The sequence below is a fragment of the Nostoc sp. DedQUE09 genome (assembly GCF_034530915.1).
Lineage (GTDB): Bacteria > Cyanobacteriota > Cyanobacteriia > Cyanobacteriales > Nostocaceae > Nostoc.
Window position 1 is genome coordinate 45,424 of record NZ_JAVRCE010000033.1, and the last position, 18,486, is coordinate 63,909.

At 41.1% G+C, this 18,486-nt stretch carries 13 protein-coding genes and 1 pseudogene; 5 read left to right on the forward strand and 9 right to left on the reverse strand.

The features are described 5' to 3' along the window. Window positions 1–408: 408 nt before the first annotated feature. From RMY27_RS20640 to RMY27_RS20655, 4 genes are all read right to left on the reverse strand, one after another. A complete protein-coding gene (locus RMY27_RS20640) occupies window positions 409–660 on the reverse strand; it encodes a hypothetical protein (RefSeq protein WP_322666300.1) in 252 nt (83 codons plus the stop codon). A gap of 2 nt (window positions 661–662) precedes the next feature. After that, window positions 663–1,514, reverse strand: a complete 852-nt coding sequence (locus RMY27_RS20645; RefSeq protein WP_322666302.1) for a hypothetical protein — start codon at window positions 1,512–1,514, stop codon at window positions 663–665. 162 nt (window positions 1,515–1,676) lie between these two features. Next, complete coding sequence (locus RMY27_RS20650; RefSeq protein WP_292729987.1) at window positions 1,677–2,453, reverse strand: RNA polymerase sigma factor SigF; 777 nt, start codon at window positions 2,451–2,453, stop codon at window positions 1,677–1,679. Window positions 2,454–3,205: 752 nt separating this feature from the next. Continuing rightward, window positions 3,206–4,042, reverse strand: coding sequence for a photosystem II manganese-stabilizing polypeptide (locus RMY27_RS20655; RefSeq protein WP_322666305.1), 837 nt, complete (start codon window positions 4,040–4,042; stop codon window positions 3,206–3,208). A gap of 468 nt (window positions 4,043–4,510) precedes the next feature. On the opposite strand from RMY27_RS20655, the gene RMY27_RS20660 reads away from it, so the two are divergent. Both RMY27_RS20660 and RMY27_RS20665 read left to right on the forward strand, forming a co-directional pair. Beyond that, complete coding sequence (locus RMY27_RS20660; protein WP_322666307.1) at window positions 4,511–4,729, forward strand: hypothetical protein; 219 nt, start codon at window positions 4,511–4,513, stop codon at window positions 4,727–4,729. 123 nt (window positions 4,730–4,852) lie between these two features. After that, window positions 4,853–5,200, forward strand: a complete 348-nt coding sequence (locus tag RMY27_RS20665; protein ID WP_322666309.1) for a hypothetical protein — start codon at window positions 4,853–4,855, stop codon at window positions 5,198–5,200. 110 nt (window positions 5,201–5,310) lie between these two features. Here the strand turns inward: RMY27_RS20665 and RMY27_RS20670 are convergent, their stop codons facing one another. Beyond that, a complete protein-coding gene (locus RMY27_RS20670) occupies window positions 5,311–10,359 on the reverse strand; it encodes a hypothetical protein (protein WP_322666311.1) in 5,049 nt (1,682 codons plus the stop codon). Window positions 10,360–10,462: 103 nt separating this feature from the next. Next, the gene (locus tag RMY27_RS20675; protein WP_322666313.1) at window positions 10,463–11,794 is read right to left on the reverse strand and encodes a P-loop NTPase fold protein; all 1,332 of its coding nucleotides are present in this window, start codon (window positions 11,792–11,794) and stop codon (window positions 10,463–10,465) included. A 904-nt stretch (window positions 11,795–12,698) separates the two neighbouring features. On the opposite strand from RMY27_RS20675, the gene RMY27_RS20680 reads away from it, so the two are divergent. The 3 genes from RMY27_RS20680 (at window position 12,699) to ftsZ (ending at window position 15,910) form a co-directional block, all read left to right on the forward strand. Then, window positions 12,699–13,532: a cell division protein FtsQ/DivIB gene (locus tag RMY27_RS20680; RefSeq protein ID WP_322666315.1), complete on the forward strand. Its 834-nt coding sequence runs from the start codon at window positions 12,699–12,701 to the stop codon at window positions 13,530–13,532. A 725-nt stretch (window positions 13,533–14,257) separates the two neighbouring features. Further along, complete coding sequence (locus tag RMY27_RS20685) at window positions 14,258–14,533, forward strand: hypothetical protein (protein WP_322666317.1); 276 nt, start codon at window positions 14,258–14,260, stop codon at window positions 14,531–14,533. A 60-nt stretch (window positions 14,534–14,593) separates the two neighbouring features. Then, on the forward strand, window positions 14,594–15,910 hold the full coding sequence (gene ftsZ / locus RMY27_RS20690) for a cell division protein FtsZ (RefSeq protein ID WP_289796678.1): 1,317 nt from the start codon (window positions 14,594–14,596) through the stop codon (window positions 15,908–15,910). 505 nt (window positions 15,911–16,415) lie between these two features. On the opposite strand, the gene gshB is transcribed toward ftsZ, so the two are convergent. From gshB to RMY27_RS20705, 3 genes and pseudogenes are all read right to left on the reverse strand, one after another. Next, window positions 16,416–17,390 (reverse strand): glutathione synthase, encoded by a 975-nt coding sequence (gene gshB, locus RMY27_RS20695; protein ID WP_322666319.1) that lies wholly within the window; start codon window positions 17,388–17,390, stop codon window positions 16,416–16,418. Window positions 17,391–17,622: 232 nt separating this feature from the next. After that, window positions 17,623–17,895, reverse strand: a complete 273-nt coding sequence (gene grxC / locus RMY27_RS20700; protein WP_190893995.1) for a glutaredoxin 3 — start codon at window positions 17,893–17,895, stop codon at window positions 17,623–17,625. 524 nt (window positions 17,896–18,419) lie between these two features. After that, window positions 18,420–18,485: pseudogene (locus tag RMY27_RS20705) on the reverse strand (hypothetical protein); the annotation flags it as partial. Window position 18,486 lies beyond the last annotated feature (1 nt).

Sequence of the window (18,486 nt, forward strand, 5' to 3'; positions counted from 1 at the left end):
TTGAATTATCCTTATGGAAATTTGTACAACGGCTGATTTTGGTTGGACGCAGCACCTAAATATACACTCAAGAGCAATGGCTTTTGACTGCTGTACAGAGGCAATTAATCGTCTCCGTACTCTGGAAGTTTATTTGTGCCAACTTATTTATTATTAGACCCAAGCTCGATTAATGCATTAATTATCATAACGTTGCTTTTTGAAATCCTCACCTTGCTGTGTCTTGTAAGGTCGTTAGACAGTATTTTTTTTGAACCTATGTTAAATAATGCTTACTGCGTAGGCGTAGCCCGTCGGAGACATCGTTGCTCTGTGGAATGAACTTCAAAATCATTCATGAACAACAAGAACCCCGACTTCTTTAATAAGTCGGGGTTCTGCGGGGTGTAATTCTCACAAATCAAAAAATCAAATAGGATTCATATAGCGATTTTGATAGTAAGCCAAAATCTGATTAACTCGTTGCCGATTTTCTAAGCTAGAGTTTGGTGTCCACGAGAGGCTTAAGCCAGCAATTTGACTTTGATTGTAATCAAACTGTTGGGATGACTGGGGAATTAAATCCACTTCCACCCCCTCGACTTGACGTAAATGAGCTGCTATTTCTCTATAAACAGCTAAAGGCAAACCAGCGAATTCAACTTTTTCCTTAGTCTCCATCTTTATGAAGCTCCCACATTAAAGGTATTTGGGGGGGGCGTTGTCACTGAAATAGCATTGCCGTTAGCTGATGCAGCTGACGACGTTGATTTGACAGTCCCTTCCCCTACCATTTTGGCAACTTCAATACCATATTGTTCCAAAATCACGATGGGGTTGTAGCCCTGATTCATTTCAATACGTTTAATCAGTACGCCATTTGCTAATCGCTGTCCCGCCTGTACATACCGACTTGTCGGCTCATCCGGTACTTTGATAATTGCCTGTGGTTCTTTACTAATTAGAACTACACCAGTCACAACTACTGCCCTTGCTAACTCAGGTTGTGCTGGCGGTGGCAATACAGAAACTAAAGTGGGGTTAGGGACAACTTGAGGCAAAACTTTCGGCAACACTGAAGTCAAAGTAGGATTGACTTTTTTTGGTACAGAAGAAACGTTATTTTTCTTTGGATTTAAAGCGATGCTGCGTGTTGGAACTTTTCGTACTCCTAGTAATGCAGTAGGTAGCTTAGGCAACACGGGAAGTGGTCTTCCAGATGTCTTAGACATTCCAGGAACAGTCTGCCCGAAAAGTTCTGTAAAAGGATCGCTGCGAGCTTTTGATACTACAAGTTCTCGTGTCCGCTCTGTAGCATTCGTGGATTGAATCAAGTTAACAGATGCAAGATTAACTTGTGAGACCTGTTTGGCCGGTATCACTGGATTCTTAAAGGATTGAGCCGCTGGTGGCGACTTTTTTGCTATTTTGGGAACTGGCACAGGAGTGATGGCTTGTTGTGTATCTTCAGAAGCACATCCGGCAAGCGCCAAAGTTAGAATAGCTGCAATTGTAATTTTTGAAGTTATGCCCATGAGCCTTTCTCAAAAGCCATTGGAAAATTGAAAAGTGGAAATCAACATGCCTAAAATTTGGATCAAAGGCAAAGTATCTTCCCTTTATAACCTAATTTTTTAAATTTCAAGGGTTATTTTTAGCACTGCATACCCAGTAGAACTGCGGTTTGTTGTTTGCAGTCAATCTTCTGCGACACCCATAAGTTCTTTCATCAAATCCAGTCCTTTCTTGACTCGGCGGGAAACTGTTACTACACTGATGCCCAAATGTTCTGCAACTTGTTTTTGGGTCAAATCTTGCAAAAACACACATTCCAACACGTCGCGGGTGCGTTTTTCTAGCTGAACCAACGCTTGTTGTAAGCGAAGTTGGTCTTCTTGTGCCAGTTGAAAGCTGCGATAGTGAGGATCTGGAACCAATTCTCCCAAGCAGGTAGAACCTTCTTCTCCATCTTGGATTGGCACATCAAGACTCAAGGGAGCGCGATTGACCCATGCTAATTTAATTTCTTGCCATTCGTTTGGAGAAATTTCCAGTGCTGCTGCTAATTCCGAGTCGGTTGGTTGACGATTGTGTTTTTCACGCCAAGAACGTGATACTCCTATTGCTTGCTGTTGGAGCGCTAACCATCTCCGAGGAATTCGCACGGTGACACCTTTATCTCGGAGATAGTGTTGAATTTCACCCCGAATATAGGGAAGAGCGTAGGAACTGAAGGCATGTCCCTTAGAAATTTCAAATCTTTCAATAGCTCTGATTAAACCCAAACATCCAACTTGGAGCAAATCATCGTAGGTTTCATGACATTGATTTGTCCAATAGTGAGCTTCTTTTCTCACAAGTCCAAAATTGAGTTTTACCAGTTGATTGCGGATGTTTTCTGACGGAGATTGCTGATATTCTCGCAGCAACTGCCAAATTTCGTGCTTTAGTTCATTGGTGACTGTGGTAGGCATAGCACCGGGTTTATTGAGCAAATAAAGAATCAATTATTCGCTTTTTAAATTAAGCTGCGATCGCACGATATCAAAGGAAATATAATGCAATATTTCCTAGTAAATACTATGGTAGATAATAAAGACTTTCTATTAAAACCCCATAGCTTACTTGACAATCGAGCAAAATTTAAATTGGCGAAATCGCTATTTAGTTGGTTATTTATCTTTGGTATTATCTGTAGCTTTTTTAGAACCACATAGAAATAAAATATAAAATTAATCACTAAATATCAAACCGAGATTGTACTTAACTTGAATTAATTAATGATAAAGTTAATTTAGAGAAACAAAACAACAGTAGTCGAGCTTTTGTTTGATAAATAAAAGTTAGATTTACAGTGAAATTACGTGCCTTTTTAACTAAAATTCATTCAATAGTTAAAAATTACTAATAATTTTAAAAAATTCTATGTATATTTACGCAAGCCAATAAAAAAAGGGCATCTCACCCTTTTTTGTACTTAAGTCTATATTCTTTTAATGAAAGGGAAAAGGTTAAAGTGATAAATCAAGTGACCCATAAGACTGAGGAATAAAAATTTTCCCAACTGCCAGGGCTATTTTACTCAGATTTAACTTTTCCCCATTTTTGTAAAAAATCTATCCACCCTCTTTTTTCAAGAGGGTGGATAGTTTAACTATGGCAAGCAAGTCTGATACTTACAGAATTGTCGTTTTGAGTGCCAGTCAGTTGCCCTACTTTCGAGGATTTAGCCACGAGTCGATTCAACCCGTCCATAAAATAGACCACGAATCTTGACTTCTTTAGGTTCGCCAGCACCTAAATCTGTATCAGATGGCTGTTCGCTCTCGAAAGTACCAGCAATTTCACCGCTAGAACTGTCTATTTTGGCGATTTGCAGAGAAATCTTGCCATTAAGATTTTCAGCACGCTTGACGTTAGTGCGGGTAAGTTCTTCATCATCTGCTTGGGCGGGAAGAGCCACAGCATTATCGTAGCCACTGACGACACCACGACCTTTGGGATCTAGGAAGGCAGCACCACGATAGGAAGGAACTTTAAAGCTGCCTTCAAAGTCCGTAGAGGTGTTAATACTGGTCAAGCTGGGTTGGCTTTGAGCAACCAAATTTTTGATGGTGAAGAGGAAAGGTACTCGCTCACCACCAGGAAGTTGCACAGTGATGGCTTGGAAGTCAAGACCATCGGTTTCCGTAAAGGTCAAGCTATTATCTGCGTTGACTTTTAGATTACCTTGCACCTGGTCAATGGTGGAAGTATATCTGGTCAACAATTTGCCAGCAACAAATTCTGCTTCTTGCCGTTTATTAGCAGGTTCTTCTTTGATGAAGAAGCTAGTTGGTTCCAAGCAAAGTTCTTTGATGGTATAAGACTGGCTAGAATCAATGGGAATGGAACCACGGCTTGTTTCTGCTAGTTGGGGGCATTTGTTAGCCAAGCCAGTGCCGCGAATTTGATCATAAGTGAGTACATCTCTACCACTACTGCTAGCAGGAGCATCACTACAAGCGGTTATTAGCCCCAGGCACAAAGCCAAGAATGCAACAATTAAAGCGCGATACCTCATGGTCAACCTCAATCTCAAAAATTAATATCTAAGTTGTAAAACTGCATCGAAGCTTTGATCTCTGATGAGAAGCCGCTACTCTGCGAAAAGCTACCTTTGTTCGGACACGGCTTTGCTCTGATTAAAAAAGTTGAAGCTAGTGTTCGGATGTCTAGTTGTCAGACGCTGCTCAAACTTTTCTCTGCTAAACGTAGTTAAACGTGTCGCTATCTTGAGCTTGGGGTGTAGACCCCAGACTAAGTAGCACACTGCATCCATTTTGGATGTGTGTCACTAGGGGAGCAAAAACCAACAGTTAGTTTTACTGTTGGTGGCATTTGTTTAGAGTTGGGCGAGTGTATGAGTAAGCCTCACACAGAGAAGCATAAATGCTTGTGTCTCGAAAAGTGCGAACAGGGGTGTCTGTTTCGGACTTTGCTCTCGCTTATTGCAAAAGCGGCGTCGCCCAAGTCTTTTTGTATCATGTATGTGACGCTACTACATACAGCCCATTGTTGGATGGGTAAATCAGCCAGATCATACGATTTTTTTCAACTCAAAATCAAAGTTCTCAAAATCCAAAAAAGTCTCGTCCCGATCGCATCTAGCTTCTGTAAAGCCTATGCTAAAGGTTACTACGCTCTTTTTGGAGCGATCGCTATTGCTTTTGATAAAGATACAAATCTAGTTATATTCACCCCTAACTAGGGCAAGTGAGGAGATGCAGTAACAGGTAGACAGGAGGATTAGAGGAATCAATACTGACAAACTAGGGAAAATTAAAAATCTCCGGTAAATTTGAGTTGACCTCATTTATACGGAAAAGGTGGCATGAACGATTACAAAAATATTGAATCAGAGAAGTTGTCTGGTAAACTGCAAGCGATCGCAACTGTAGTGTATGATGCCGCTACAGCTTGTGAAGGCGATACTGTAGCTCTTTTGGCATTGCTGCGGCAATTAGAGCAGTTACACCGAGAGATCCGGGATGGGGTTTTTCAAGAGAGTTTGCCTGTTAATCGTCGCCAACTTTACTCACTGCTGAAAGATATTGAGTCTGAGGGGGGCTGGCCCTATATTGAGCGGATGAGGCTACAAGCCTTTTTAGCGAATTTGCCACAAGAGGCTCCCGAAGAAAATAGCCATGAAGTTTTGGAGAGCGATCGCTCCTTTGGCTGATTAACTCGAAATTTATTTCTAGCTCTGAATTAATAACTTTGATCGCCTCATCAACCGCTAAACCGAGAGCGGTTGCTCATTGAGGCTTCAACCTAATTCGTAATTTGTAATTAAAAAGGGTTTGTACGGATTATCCCATCACAAAGAAGGCGATCGCGTTCTTCAAGATTGTGGTTGTGCTTAAGGTAATCACCTAGCCAATTGCAACCACGAACAAGCAGATCGTCAAGATGTAAATTCCACAGAATTATTGTGTTGTCATCACTAGCTGATGCTAGTGTTTGACCATCTGGGCTAAAACTAACACTTAATACTGGAGCGCGATGCCCATTAAGACTTTTAATTAATTTGCCATCATGGCTCCAGAGCTTGACTGTACTGTCCCAACTGGCGGCGGCAAGTAATTCACCATTGGGGCTGAAAGTCACGGCATTGACGCTATCACTGTACCCTTTTAATAAAGTTTTTAACAACGTCCCATCCCGTCGCCACAGTTTCACAGTGTTATCCCAGCTAGCAGAAGCCAGCAACTCGTCAGTGGGACTAAAGCTGACACCCAATACCCAGCTATCATGGGGCGAGAAAGTTTTGAGCAAAGTACCATCCTGCCGCCAAAGTTTCACAGTTTGATCGTCACTGGCAGAGGCTAAAACCTGACCATCAGGGCTGAAATTAACGCTATTTACCCAACCTTGATGTCCCACTAAGGTTTTGAGCAACTTGCCTTGACGGTTCCAAAGTTTCACTGTTTTATCTTTGCTAGCTGATGCTAAAAACTGACCATCAGGGCTGAAATTGACGCTCATCACACTATCGCTATGTCCGTGGAGAGTCATGATTAAAGTACCGTCAAGCCGCCAAAGTTTCACAGTTTTGTCATAACTTCCGGAAGCCAGCATTTCACCTTTTGGGTCAAAACTGACACTAGGAACTCTATTTGTGTGCCCCACCAAAGTTTTGTAAAGTCGAGTTTTGACCTCGCCACTGCTGGTGTATCGTTGCCAAAGTTTGACAGTGCGATCGCTACTACCAGAAGCTAGCATCTGACCGTCGGGACTCCAAGCAACGCTTAAAACTCGATCTCGATGCCCTTGAAGAATAGACGGCCTTGGAGCATCTAAACTCCATAGTTTCACGCTTTTGTCGAAACTTCCTGAAGCTAGCAATTTGTTTTTTGGACTGAAAGCAATGCTAACGACAGCATCGCTGTGTCCTTTGAAGGTTTTGAGTAAAGTACCAGTAATACTCCAGAGGTTTATGGTATTGTCTTCACCTGCGGAAGCTAACTTTTTACTATCCGAACTAAAGTTCAAACTCCATACTGTACCGTTATGCTGCCGTAAAGTTTTGTAAGGAAAAAAGCCAAAACCATCTTTATTAGTGTTAGTTTCCCACCGCCAAAGTTTGACTGTCTGATCTCGACCTGCTGACGCCAAGAATTTACCGTCTGGGCTGAAAATAGACACGATCACACCTTGCTTATGTCCCTGCAAAGTCGTAACGAGGCTACCGTCCCGTCGCCAGATTTTCACTGTTTTGTCGTCGCTGGACGAGGCGATAAATTGACCATCAGGGCTGAAGTTTACCCAGTTAACCCACCCTTGATGTCCTCTCAGTATTTTTACTAAGCTACCGTCTTTGTGCCAGAGTTTGATGGTTTTATCCTTGCTGCTAGTAGCTAACAACTCGCCATCAGGACTAAAATTAACGCTATAAACCCAATCTTCATGTCCTCTGAGGGTTTTATATGGTTTGGGGTCAAATTCACCTGTAAGCGAGTTTTTGTGCCAGATTTTCACTGTTTTGTCAAGGCTAGCGGAAGCTAGAGTTTGACCATCAGGGCTAAAAGTTATACAACTAACAGCATCAGTGTGGCCTTTGAGGGTTTGAAGTAAAGTACCGTCAGGATGCCAAAGTTTCACTGTCTGATCTCGGCTACCTGATGCTATCAACTGACCATCCGGGCTGAAAGTCACTCCCCAGACGATATCAGTGTGCCCTTCTAGGCGGTTAACCTCAGTTACCCCATAAACTGCTTGTTGCAAGGCTGTTACCACCCGCATTCGGGTATCTGGCTGAACTCCATCTGCTTGTTTAAGCCCTCTCCAAGCCCGTAAACTTTCTAATAGGGCATCAAATTCTTTATTAGATGCAAACAGAGCTTCGCTAGCAGCAGTGATCGCACTAATTTGTAAGTTGGTTTCACTGCGTTCAGCTCGTAGAGTTTGACGCACTGCTGCTCTTTTTTGTAAGTCGGCTTGCCACCATAATGCTGCGATTGTTCCCCCCATAATTGCTAGGATTGCACCTGCTATCCGTGCTTCCCGCAGTCGTCGTTGCAATACCAAATTTAGTTGCTTTTGACTGAGTTGTTGGGCTGCTTCCGCTCTAGTTTTTTCAAGTTTGATTTTTTCTAATTCGGCGAGCATACCATAGTTGTTCTTTTGGCGAATTGGTTCAACTAAATAATCATGAACCAACTGGTAGCGATCGCCTAACTCCTCTCTAACTCGCAATACCAAGCCCGAACCCACTAATATTTCTAAAATCAGTTCTCCAACTTTGTCAAAGCTTGATATCGTATCTATCTCATAATTATTAACTAATGCAGCCGCTAAATCAGCTTTAGTTTTTAAAGGTCGTGTCCCCTTTTCATCTGTTAACTCAAATAATAATTTCCAACTTAACTCTTCGTTCTCTTGACCGCAGTCTTTGATAACTTCCCCTAACCAGCGTTCCACCAATTTTGCCGAGCCACCACAAAGTTTATATTCTGCAAGTGTCGTAATGTTTTCTATTTGTAATTGAGCACCGACTATTTGTAATTCAATTGGATGTACTTCGTCTAGTTCTCCTGTCAAATCCTGGACTAATCGGTTAATTAATTCCTCACTTAGTTCATAATGTGAACGTTGAGTAAGACTGTGAATTATGGCTTTAGCATCTCGGCTAGAGAATTTTCCTAAATAGTAGCGAATATCCTTATCAAGAATATTTTTATTAATTACTCCTAAATCATATAAACCAGTACTATTTGTCTGACTTAAACGTTCGAATTCTAATAAATGATGTAAATAATCTTCTCGTAATGAAAGAATAATTTTTACATAAGAAACATTTAAACATTCACTAAAAAATTTATAAAATTCTATTCTTTGTGTAGGGGGATTATTAACAAAGAAAAATTCTTCAAACTGGTCTAATATGATAACTATTGTATAATTGCGTTCAGATGCTAGCCGAATTCTTTCTAGTATTATGGTAGGTGTAGAGTCAATATTAACTGATATTCCGGTGTATGCTAATGCTTGGTTGATACTGCTGCTCAAGATTGTTATCCAATCAGTATAAACAGACAAAACAATCGGTATAGGAATGCGTTCACCGATAACTTTTCCCTTGAGCGCTGGGACTAAACCAGCTTTGAGAATTGAACTTTTACCTACACCAGATGGCCCATAAATAACTGTGAGTTTGTAGTCAGCGCGGGCAATTCTTTCAATTAAGCGATTGATATCTTGTTGCCGTCCAGAAGCAGATATTTCTTGAGCAATTTCTTCAGGAATAAACGGTATTTTGTGAGGTTCTAGTACTGGGTTAATTCTGGGGCGTTGTGGTTGTAATTGACTTGCTCCGATAAAGGCACGAAAGCCATACTGATGTTCTATTTTTATTTTTTCTTGCTTCAGCTTAAAGGCTTCTGTATAGTTATGACACTCAAAAAAGTAAAGCGATCGCAGTTCTTCTAAAATCTCTAAGTAAAGTAATGGCTGATGTTGTAGTTCACAAACTACTCTCGCCCATTCCAAGTTATTGATAGCTTCTTCCGACTCACCCAGATGCCGTTGTGTGCGTGCTAGCAAAAGAAGATACCAACTTTCTTCTCGTCGTCTTCGCAAAGCGTCTCGCAGAGAAACTTGTGTTACTTCTTCGGAAATAGAAAGTGCTGTATTTGCTAATTCATGAGCCAGTACCCAATTCGATTCTGAAGCCGCCACATTTGCCAAAAAACCATAATTTTGAGCAACTTGTGCGGGAGTTCCATAAGTTTTATGTAGGTGTAATGACTTTTGAGCTAATTCTTTTAATTCATCCCAGGCTTGTAAGCGTTGCAGCATTTCACAAGCAGGCAAAATGAATTTAGCAACTAAGTCTTCTCTTTGTACCTCCTCTAATAGCTCCAAGCATTGTTTAAACCACGACAGAGCATGTTCGCAATAGCTACTAGTATTCTGGTATAAGTCTGCCATTCGGTGATAACAAAGCCCCAGGTGGAATAGTACTATTGCTTGCTTGAGTAAAGATGAGGGGGACATAGGTTGAGGACATGAGAGAGGCAAAGAAGAATTACCCTCCCACTCTGCTACTCTCCTTGCTTCCTGCTGCCATAATGCAAGGCTTCTTTGATAATTAGCTAGAGCACCATTAATTTGATCGTTGGCGTATTTATCTCGCCCCAACACAAATTCTAAACTAGCTTCTAATCCTGGTGTTAATTTAACGCCATACAGGCGTAGTAAATCATTACGGGCTGATTCTATTTCGTGGCGATGTTGTGACTTCGGATCTAAATCTAAAAAGGCATTAGATAAAAACGTTTCAGCACCTGCTTCTAAAACTTTGGCAAATAGAGATTCTTCCTCTTGAGAGATCAAAGCAATTAAATCTGCTTTGGCCATTTCAAATTTAATAGTGGTTGCAGCCCAGCTTTTGAAATCAGGTGCTAATCTTGAAAGCAATGATGCCACTTCATCTTGTAGCCACAACACCAGCGGAAATGGAAAAGTCGCAGCATAGATATCTCGTGCTTGATTGATACCTGTAAGTAAGTTTTCTAGGTCGGTAATTGACTCAATACCAAAAACCATCACAGCAGATGGCAAAGAGTCTGTAAGTACCGCAGGATTATCTAAAGATAGTTCTGAGATTATTGTGCTGTGTAAAGAAGTAGTTGATGGATTGAGAACGATTTCTCTGATATTAATTTCTTTGGTGTTCGAGCGAATATTCTCTAGCATTTGCTCACGTAATCGCCCATAGTTACATCGAACTAAAATCAGAGCAAATTGACCTTCGGAAAGTGCGATCGCTCTAATCAGTCTTTGCAAAGTATGCTGATTTTCTTTTGTGTAGAGGCCTAGCTGTTTGTCATTAGTCATTGGATATGGGGCTGGGCATTGGATATAGAGTATTAGGCATTGGATATGGGGCATTCGTCATTAGTTCACTAACAAATGACTAATGACAAATGACAATTGACTATTACTTGTTTTGTTGCCAAGCCAAAACTTTTTCTGTTTCTGCCAAGGCTGGACTGATGCCAAACCAGCGCCCCACAGGATCGCGATATTCAAACAGATACATACTTCTTAGTAAGCTCTGATAGTCAGACTCACCTTTAACTCTTTGTTGCTGTACTACTTCAAACAATAATTCCCACTGGGATTCATCAATAGCTAATAGCAGATCGTCACGATAGTCCTTAATCACGGCTTCTAAGCAGTCCCTAGAAAAAGGCGGATCTTGTCGTTGCAGACAGCTATAAAGTAAGCCCAATAAGTTACGAATGTGACCACCACTAACGCGACATAGACGATCCAAGGTTTGGGAGTGATCGAATAATTCTGTAATTAATAAAAGTCTGCTATTCAAAGGAACTTCTGGAAAAGCTCTAGCTAGAACTAACTGGCGTACTAGTGACATTCCTGGTTCGTAGTCACTGCCATCTCTTTGCCGCACCAATACCATCGGCAGTACTTTTGGTGCAATCCCTCCCCCCAGACGATTTTTTAGTGTCTCATACTCATTGGAGAAAATTAACGCTAGGGGAATTGTGTAAACTAGGTGGCATTTAAGTCGGCGTAACTGTTCGCCTCGGTCAATGAAGAGATATTCTGGTTGCGATCGCCCCGATGCTAGGGGACGCATATCTACTCGATCCAAATTATCTACAATCACTACCAGTCCTTTTTGACCCCTTAGCTTTAGCTGTTCAACAGCCTTTTCTAAAATCTCTTCGTTAATCGCTTGTAAAATACTATTGGTTCGCGGTTCCAGATATTGTCTTAGTTGGTTCCGCATCTGGGTGCTATCTTTGGTTTTGGCAGTAATTTTGGCAATACCCAAGGACAACTCCGCTTGTCCAGAAAGCTCTATGGGGCTTTGCAAAAAATCGCCTACTTCTTTAAACAAATTAGTAAAGTAACCAGGTTTGAGTTTAATGCTAATACTTTCTAAACTGGCACTGACTTGACGGGCTACACTCAGCAAAATATCGCTGATATCAATATCCGCCATGTCTAAGTCTTGACTAGACTCAAAATAAACCACATGAAATCCTGCCAATTCTAGTTCTGTCTTGAGGCGCTGCAATTCCGTTGACTTACCGCAGCCAATATGACCCGTAAATAACTGACAGGTTGGCTCATCAGGAGAAATCCGAATGATAGTTCGTTGCAATTCTTCGACAATCTTGCAACCACGTACATCAGCAAAATCTATGTAATACTGCCGATCTAGGACGTTACTTATATTTAGCGTGTAGCTAGGGTTACATGCTTTATAAAAACGTGACAAATTTAATGTCGTTTTCATGTATGTAGAGGTTTATGTAGATGCAGTTTAGTTTGGATTTTTTATACAATTAATCTCTATCGTAGGATGTAGATGCAGTATTGACTCGCAAGGTGGTAGTGTCTTGCAAAAGACAGCACTTGTTGCCAGATTACTGTCAGTAGTATGGTAGAGATTTAATTGACCCTAATAGCGAATAGCACTAAGATAATGCAAACCCATTATCTACAAAGCTTTGGGATGTGGGGTGTAGGGTGTGGGGTATAGTGACGTTTGCGCCAGCGTTGCGTAGCAAAGAACTTTATTTATGTTCGCACTTATTTTTACTTTTCTTGATTTTTTACGAACCTACACCCTATCCCCTATATCCATACCTGACAAGGGTTGCATCTTTTATTAGTACCATTCGATCCGTCAGGTCTTAAGCATATCTGTCCTTTTTACACCTACTATTGAGGTTTTGACAATCTCTCCCTTCTGTTTGACCGGCTACAAAATTGTATGGTTCAGAGAGGAAGTAAAAAAAGCTACAAATTTTCATTGTTCTCAATTTAGATGGTCGATTACTCTAGCTGGTATGAATTATAGCAAGCTATACAGAGAACCAGGAATACTTATTTATCATTTCACATTCTATTTGTCAAGAAAGCAAAATCCCACATATCTCAATTAATATTTTGTAATCTTTAAGGAAAAATCTTTAAAAATAGCTTGTCAAAAAGACTACGGTCAGTTAAAAATGGACACCGGAAACTTTAATAGGAATAATAACTAGCGCCATAATCATTGTGTAGTTACTGTAAAGTGTTACTAAAAATAAAAAAAGTCTTGAGGAGAGCGGCTAAAAGATGCCAACAGTATTTACTGAAATTAATAGTGATACGAGCTTGTCAAGGAATTTAGATTGCAATCAAAAGAGGTGTGAATGGCTGGCATAATATCAGTTTCCCGCACGCATCTAGCCCACCGTCGTCAGAAATTGCGCCGACAGCGGCAGATGAAAATTATTCAAGCTATTTGGCGAACCTTTGCTATTACTGGTTTGGCAGGTGGATTGTTATGGGTGGCTGTCCAACCTGTGTGGATGCTAAAGGCTCCCAAACAAATAGTGATGAAATCAGGCAATAAATTGCTGTCGGATCAAACAACTCAGTCATTGTTGGTGCTGTCTTACCCTCAATCTTTGTGGCGGATTGAACCGTCAGCGATCGCTAACTCTTTAAAGAAACAGCCAACTATTGCCCAAGCGATCGTCAGACGCCGCCTATTTCCACCTGGATTAATCATTGAAATCCAAGAACGAGTACCTGTAGCGGTAACTCAAACACGTGGCAACAAAAAAGTAATAATCGGCTTGCTAGATGCAAGTGGGGCCTGGATGCCTTTAGAAAAATATACATCACTGAATCCCACTAGAAAATTACCCAATCTCAGAGTAATTGGTTTGCCAAATCAATACTGCCTCTACTGGACTCAACTCCATGAAGCTGTGAGTCAAAGTCCTGTGAAAGTGATGGAAATTGATTGCCAAAATCCAACAAATTTAATTTTGAAAACAGAATTAGGAAATGTGCATCTCGGTGTTCCAGGTCCCCAGCTATCTGAACAAATTAAGGTACTCGCCCAAATGCGTCATTTAGCAACAAAATTTAATCCCGGTCAAATAGAGTATATTGATCTAAAAAATCCCGATTTTCCATTAGTACAGATGAACCAAAAAGACCAAAAATTAACTCCCAAAATCCTTAAAAACATTTAGCATGTTTATTATTTTGATAGCTCCTAGTAAATTAAAAAGCTTTATGCTGATAAATATATTAATTATTTTCAGTTTTCCAGCAAATCGCACGAAAATCGGCATTAACTTCTAATTAAAATGAGAAGATCAATCCTAAAATCTCCATTGGGAGTAACATACCCTCAATTGTTACCCTAACATCTAATATTAGGGTGCAAGATGTCAGACGATCTAATAATGGTCTATAGCCTGCAAAATGCCTTCTGCCCATACATTCTTTGGCTAAACCCAATGCAAAAAAGAGAAAGTTGCTTGAGCTTTTCATTCAGATTCAGACTCGTGAGCAGAGACCACTGATGAGAACGCTTTACGCCGTCATCCAAGTGCAGAGACAAAAAGCTCTGGCTTTGGTCTGTTGAGGACACTTCCAAAGACAGTTTACCGAAGTTTCAATCTGTAACGATAACGCCTAAAGTTGCATAAGCATTGCTTCTGGGCAATCAGTTTCGACTGTTCTGTACCGTAATTCCTATTAGGTGACGAAATCTCTTAGGAAATCTTGATTTGTTGGCCGCTCTAGTGAGGGTTCTTGTAGGATAGACTATTGCTCCAACAAAGTGTCCATTGAGACCACCTAAACAACAAATTAATCAGATATAGTCTGACAAGCAAATTCTTGCTTAGTTTAACCTTAAGGATAAGTAAGTAGAAGGTAGATTTTGTGTATAAAGTTGCAATCATCCCCAATGGTGAAACCTATTAACAATATTATTATTGAAGCAGAGAAGATAGGCTGTAGTGTGTCTTTACAAGTTATGCCCTGTGCTCAGACTAATGTCTGGTTGAAGTTATACAGGTCAGTTTTAGATAAATATAGGTATACTTCTCTAGAATTGGCTGTGCGATCGGCTGTGTTAAAAGCTTATCCCATAGCAAATTTTCGCACTGCCAATTCTGTTAGGCTTGGCAGTAGTGAAAACAATAAAGAACAAAGCCATAGTATTGTGGCATTGTCAAACTAAAGTTGACTCTGAGGTGAATAACACCTGAAAAAGTCGTTTATCTACCCTTTCACAAATCCAATGACACTTGATAATAACCAAGGACTTAACTATAAAAATTCCCAATCTACGGGACAGCCGGGGTTCTCTCTGGCAGTGAACTCGACCAATCCCTTTAATAACTCTGGGCTGAACTTCGGACAAAATCACGATAATAAGAAAATTTCTCCTGAAAATAGCCGAATTGGCGAGATTGTTCCTGGTCGGGTTGCCAACATCAAAGTGATTGGTGTTGGTGGTGGTGGTGGCAATGCTGTTAACCGCATGATCGAGTCTGATGTCTCTGGGGTAGAGTTTTGGTCAATTAACACTGATGCCCAAGCTCTTACCTTAGCTGGCGCTCCAAGTCGATTGCAAATTGGGCAGAAGCTAACACGGGGTTTAGGAGCAGGTGGTAATCCTGCTATCGGTCAAAAGGCAGCTGAGGAATCGCGGGACGAAATTGCTACGGCTTTAGAGGGTGCAGATTTAGTATTTATCACTGCTGGTATGGGGGGTGGTACTGGGACGGGTGCAGCACCAATCGTGGCAGAAGTGGCCAAAGAAATGGGCGCTCTAACTGTTGGTGTAGTAACACGTCCATTTGTTTTTGAGGGACGCCGCCGCACCAGCCAAGCGGAACAGGGTATTGAAGGACTAAAAAGTAGAGTAGATACACTGATCATTATCCCCAACAATAAACTGCTGGAAGTGATCCCCGAACAAACCCCTGTACAAGAAGCTTTTCGCTATGCAGATGATGTACTGCGTCAAGGGGTGCAAGGTATTTCTGATATCATCACGATCCCCGGTTTAGTAAACGTTGACTTTGCTGATGTCCGAGCTGTGATGGCCGATGCAGGTTCGGCTTTGATGGGAATAGGCGTTAGCTCTGGAAAATCCAGAGCTAGAGAAGCTGCGATCGCAGCTATTTCTTCACCATTACTAGAGTGTTCTATTGAAGGCGCTAGAGGAGTTGTATTTAATATTACAGGTGGTACTGACCTGACTTTGCATGAAGTGAATGCAGCCGCAGAAGCAATCTATGAGGTAGTTGATCCCAACGCCAATATTATTTTTGGGGCTGTAATTGATGACAGGCTCCAAGGTGAGGTAAGAATTACTGTAATTGCCACCGGATTTACAGGTGAAGTGCAAGCTGCGGTACAACAAAGCGTGGCTAACGTTCGAGTAGCACCTAATACCTCCAAGCGTCCAACAACACAGCAACCCGCAGTTAATCCCTCAACCTCGACTCCAAGTTCAACTCCAACTCCAACTCCAATTCCAGAACCAAAAGAAAAACCTGGATTAGATATACCTGATTTTCTAAGAAACCGACGTACACCAAGGAATTAAAAGATTTGGAATTTGGGATTTTAGATTAACTTAGCAGTTTCAGGTCAGGCTGAACGCTGTATAAAATCTGCTACTTCCACCAGGGTTTTACCAAGGGCAGGGATAAGCAATCCTTTTGCCATACCCAATTTTGCCAATTGGTAAAAAAACTTGTCAACGCTACTTTATAGAATGAATTTGGGCAGGAGTCTACTGGCTTACATGTCCAGCTATGCTTTCAGAACAAAACAATAGGAATACCTGCCCAACTATGGATGCATCACCGATAGCACAGTGTTAGCGAGTCTTCTCCCAGAGGGAGACGCCAAGGGCGAGGGCGTTAGCGAGTCATCGAGCGTCACAGCCAATCATAGACATGAATGCATCTACCCCTCGCTATCTAGTAAACTCATATTCCGTACAAGTACGTATATTTACTTAAAAAGTAGCGTAGGTAACCAGCCTACGCAAGTGTCCGAAAGAAGTCTGTTTGCTGAAGATAGGACATCAAACAAAAAAATGTAAATTATTTTTTGATTTTTAGTGTTTGTTCAATCCATTGAATAACCTGATGACCAAGGCGAGTACCATCTAGGCGGTCAATCTCACGAATTCCGGTAGGACTAGTGACGTTAACTTCAGTTAGGTAGCCACCGATAACGTCAATACCCACAAAAATTAAGCCGTCTTGGCGTAAGCGTTCGGCTACTTGGGTACAAATTTCATACTCTCTTGAGGTAATTTCGGTTTGAGCGACTGTACCACCAGTTGCCATATTGTTGCGAAAATCAGTTCCACTAGAGAGGCGATTGAGCGCACCAATTGGTTCACCATTGAGCAAGATAATTCGCTTATCTCCTTCTTTTGCCTCCGGTAAATAGGTTTGCACCATTACTGGCACTTTACCTTGGAGGGTACTGAGTTCAACAATGGAGTTAAAATTGCGATCGCCTGATTGCAAAAACAAAATACCTTCGCCAGCTTTATTTCCCAGTGGTTTGAGAACTCCTGCCCCCTTTGCTTCCACAAATTGCCGAATAAATTGCTTATCAGCACTGACAATCGTTTCTGGAATCGCTTTGGTAAACTGGAGGGCATACATTTTTTCATTTGCCCCTCGGATGCCACTGGGACTGTTAATCACCAAGGTTTTATTTTGGTCAATGTAATCAAGAATGTATGTGGCATATAGGTAGGAATCATTGACAGGTGGATCTGTCCGCATAAATACGGCGTCCATTGTCTCTAAAGAAGTTAAGGAGGAATCGCTCAACTTATACCAAGGATTTAGCGCTACCCAGCGTCCCTCCACCAACTGCACTGGGACAAGTTCGACTTGCTGTAGGACAGCCCAAGCTTTGCCCTCCACCACACTCAGCAGATTTGCCTGAGTCACCCAAACTTCATGTCCCAGAATTTGCGCTGCTTCAATTAGGGCAACACTGGTATCATGACACGGGTCAAGTAGATGGATGGGATCAATGATAAAAGCCAGTTTCACCCTTTATACCTCAATCACCAAGAAATTAAATGGTTATTCAATTATTATCTCTTGATGCTCTCACCAATTGACGTACATATGTACTGCTGAGTAGAATCTGGAGGGTAAAGTCTTGTGGACAGATTGGTTTTGTGAGGAAACCCGTAGACAAGGCAGCGCGTTGCTTTTCTGGAATTGTAGCGACTACCGTGTAATTTGCAGTGGTTTGTCGCTATCGCAATACCTTCTGAACCTATACGCTGTTACTAGAAGTTAGTAGCTCATCCAGCTTACCTTGACTGTCTAAAGCGTGGATATCATCACAACCACCAATATGATCGTCATTGATGAAAATTTGCGGTAAAGAACGGCGTCCATTTGCTCTTTGAGCCATTTTATTTCTGGCTGCTTCATCCCCATCAATGCTGTATTCGATAAATTCAACACCCTTGTTTTTCAGCAAACTTTTAGCACGAATGCAAAACGGGCAAGTCCTCCAAGTGTAAATTTCGACTTTTGCAGCCATGATGTCCTCAACTTGATTTAATACTTTTTAATTTTAGAGCTTTGCCACTGACTGTGGCTGCTTTATCCCTTCATAACCTAATTTACAGAAATCGCTGATGTAAGTAGGTAAAAATAAAAGTAGTGTTAAGTAATGTAAAAATATTGATATTAGTTTGTAGTGTACCTTTTCGGGAAAGCAAGCTACGCCTAGCATCTACAAACCTTGAATTATTTACGCAGCTTATTTAGGCTCCAAGGTTAAGCTAGCCAAATATGTAGATTATTTTTATTTTGCATCTGATTTTGCATCTGACCTAACAAACTAATAATATTTCAGTTTAAATGTTAGCAATAGCAGGAGTTATATTTAGATTGTTTCTGTCGCTCAAATTTTTTCGCTACTAAGCGCCAGTTAAAAAGCAGGAATTATTGGGGTGAGTTCTAGTTTAGCGTTTCTTACGCTAACAAAAATGGGTTTAGAAATGCTTATGCTCTTCTAAACCCATATTTAAGCTCCCTTTTATTAAAACTCAGCAGTGTGATTTAATTTTGAGAAATATTTTTTTTGTTTTTCTTCTTGAGTCCGAAAATACCCAAGGCAAATAATCCT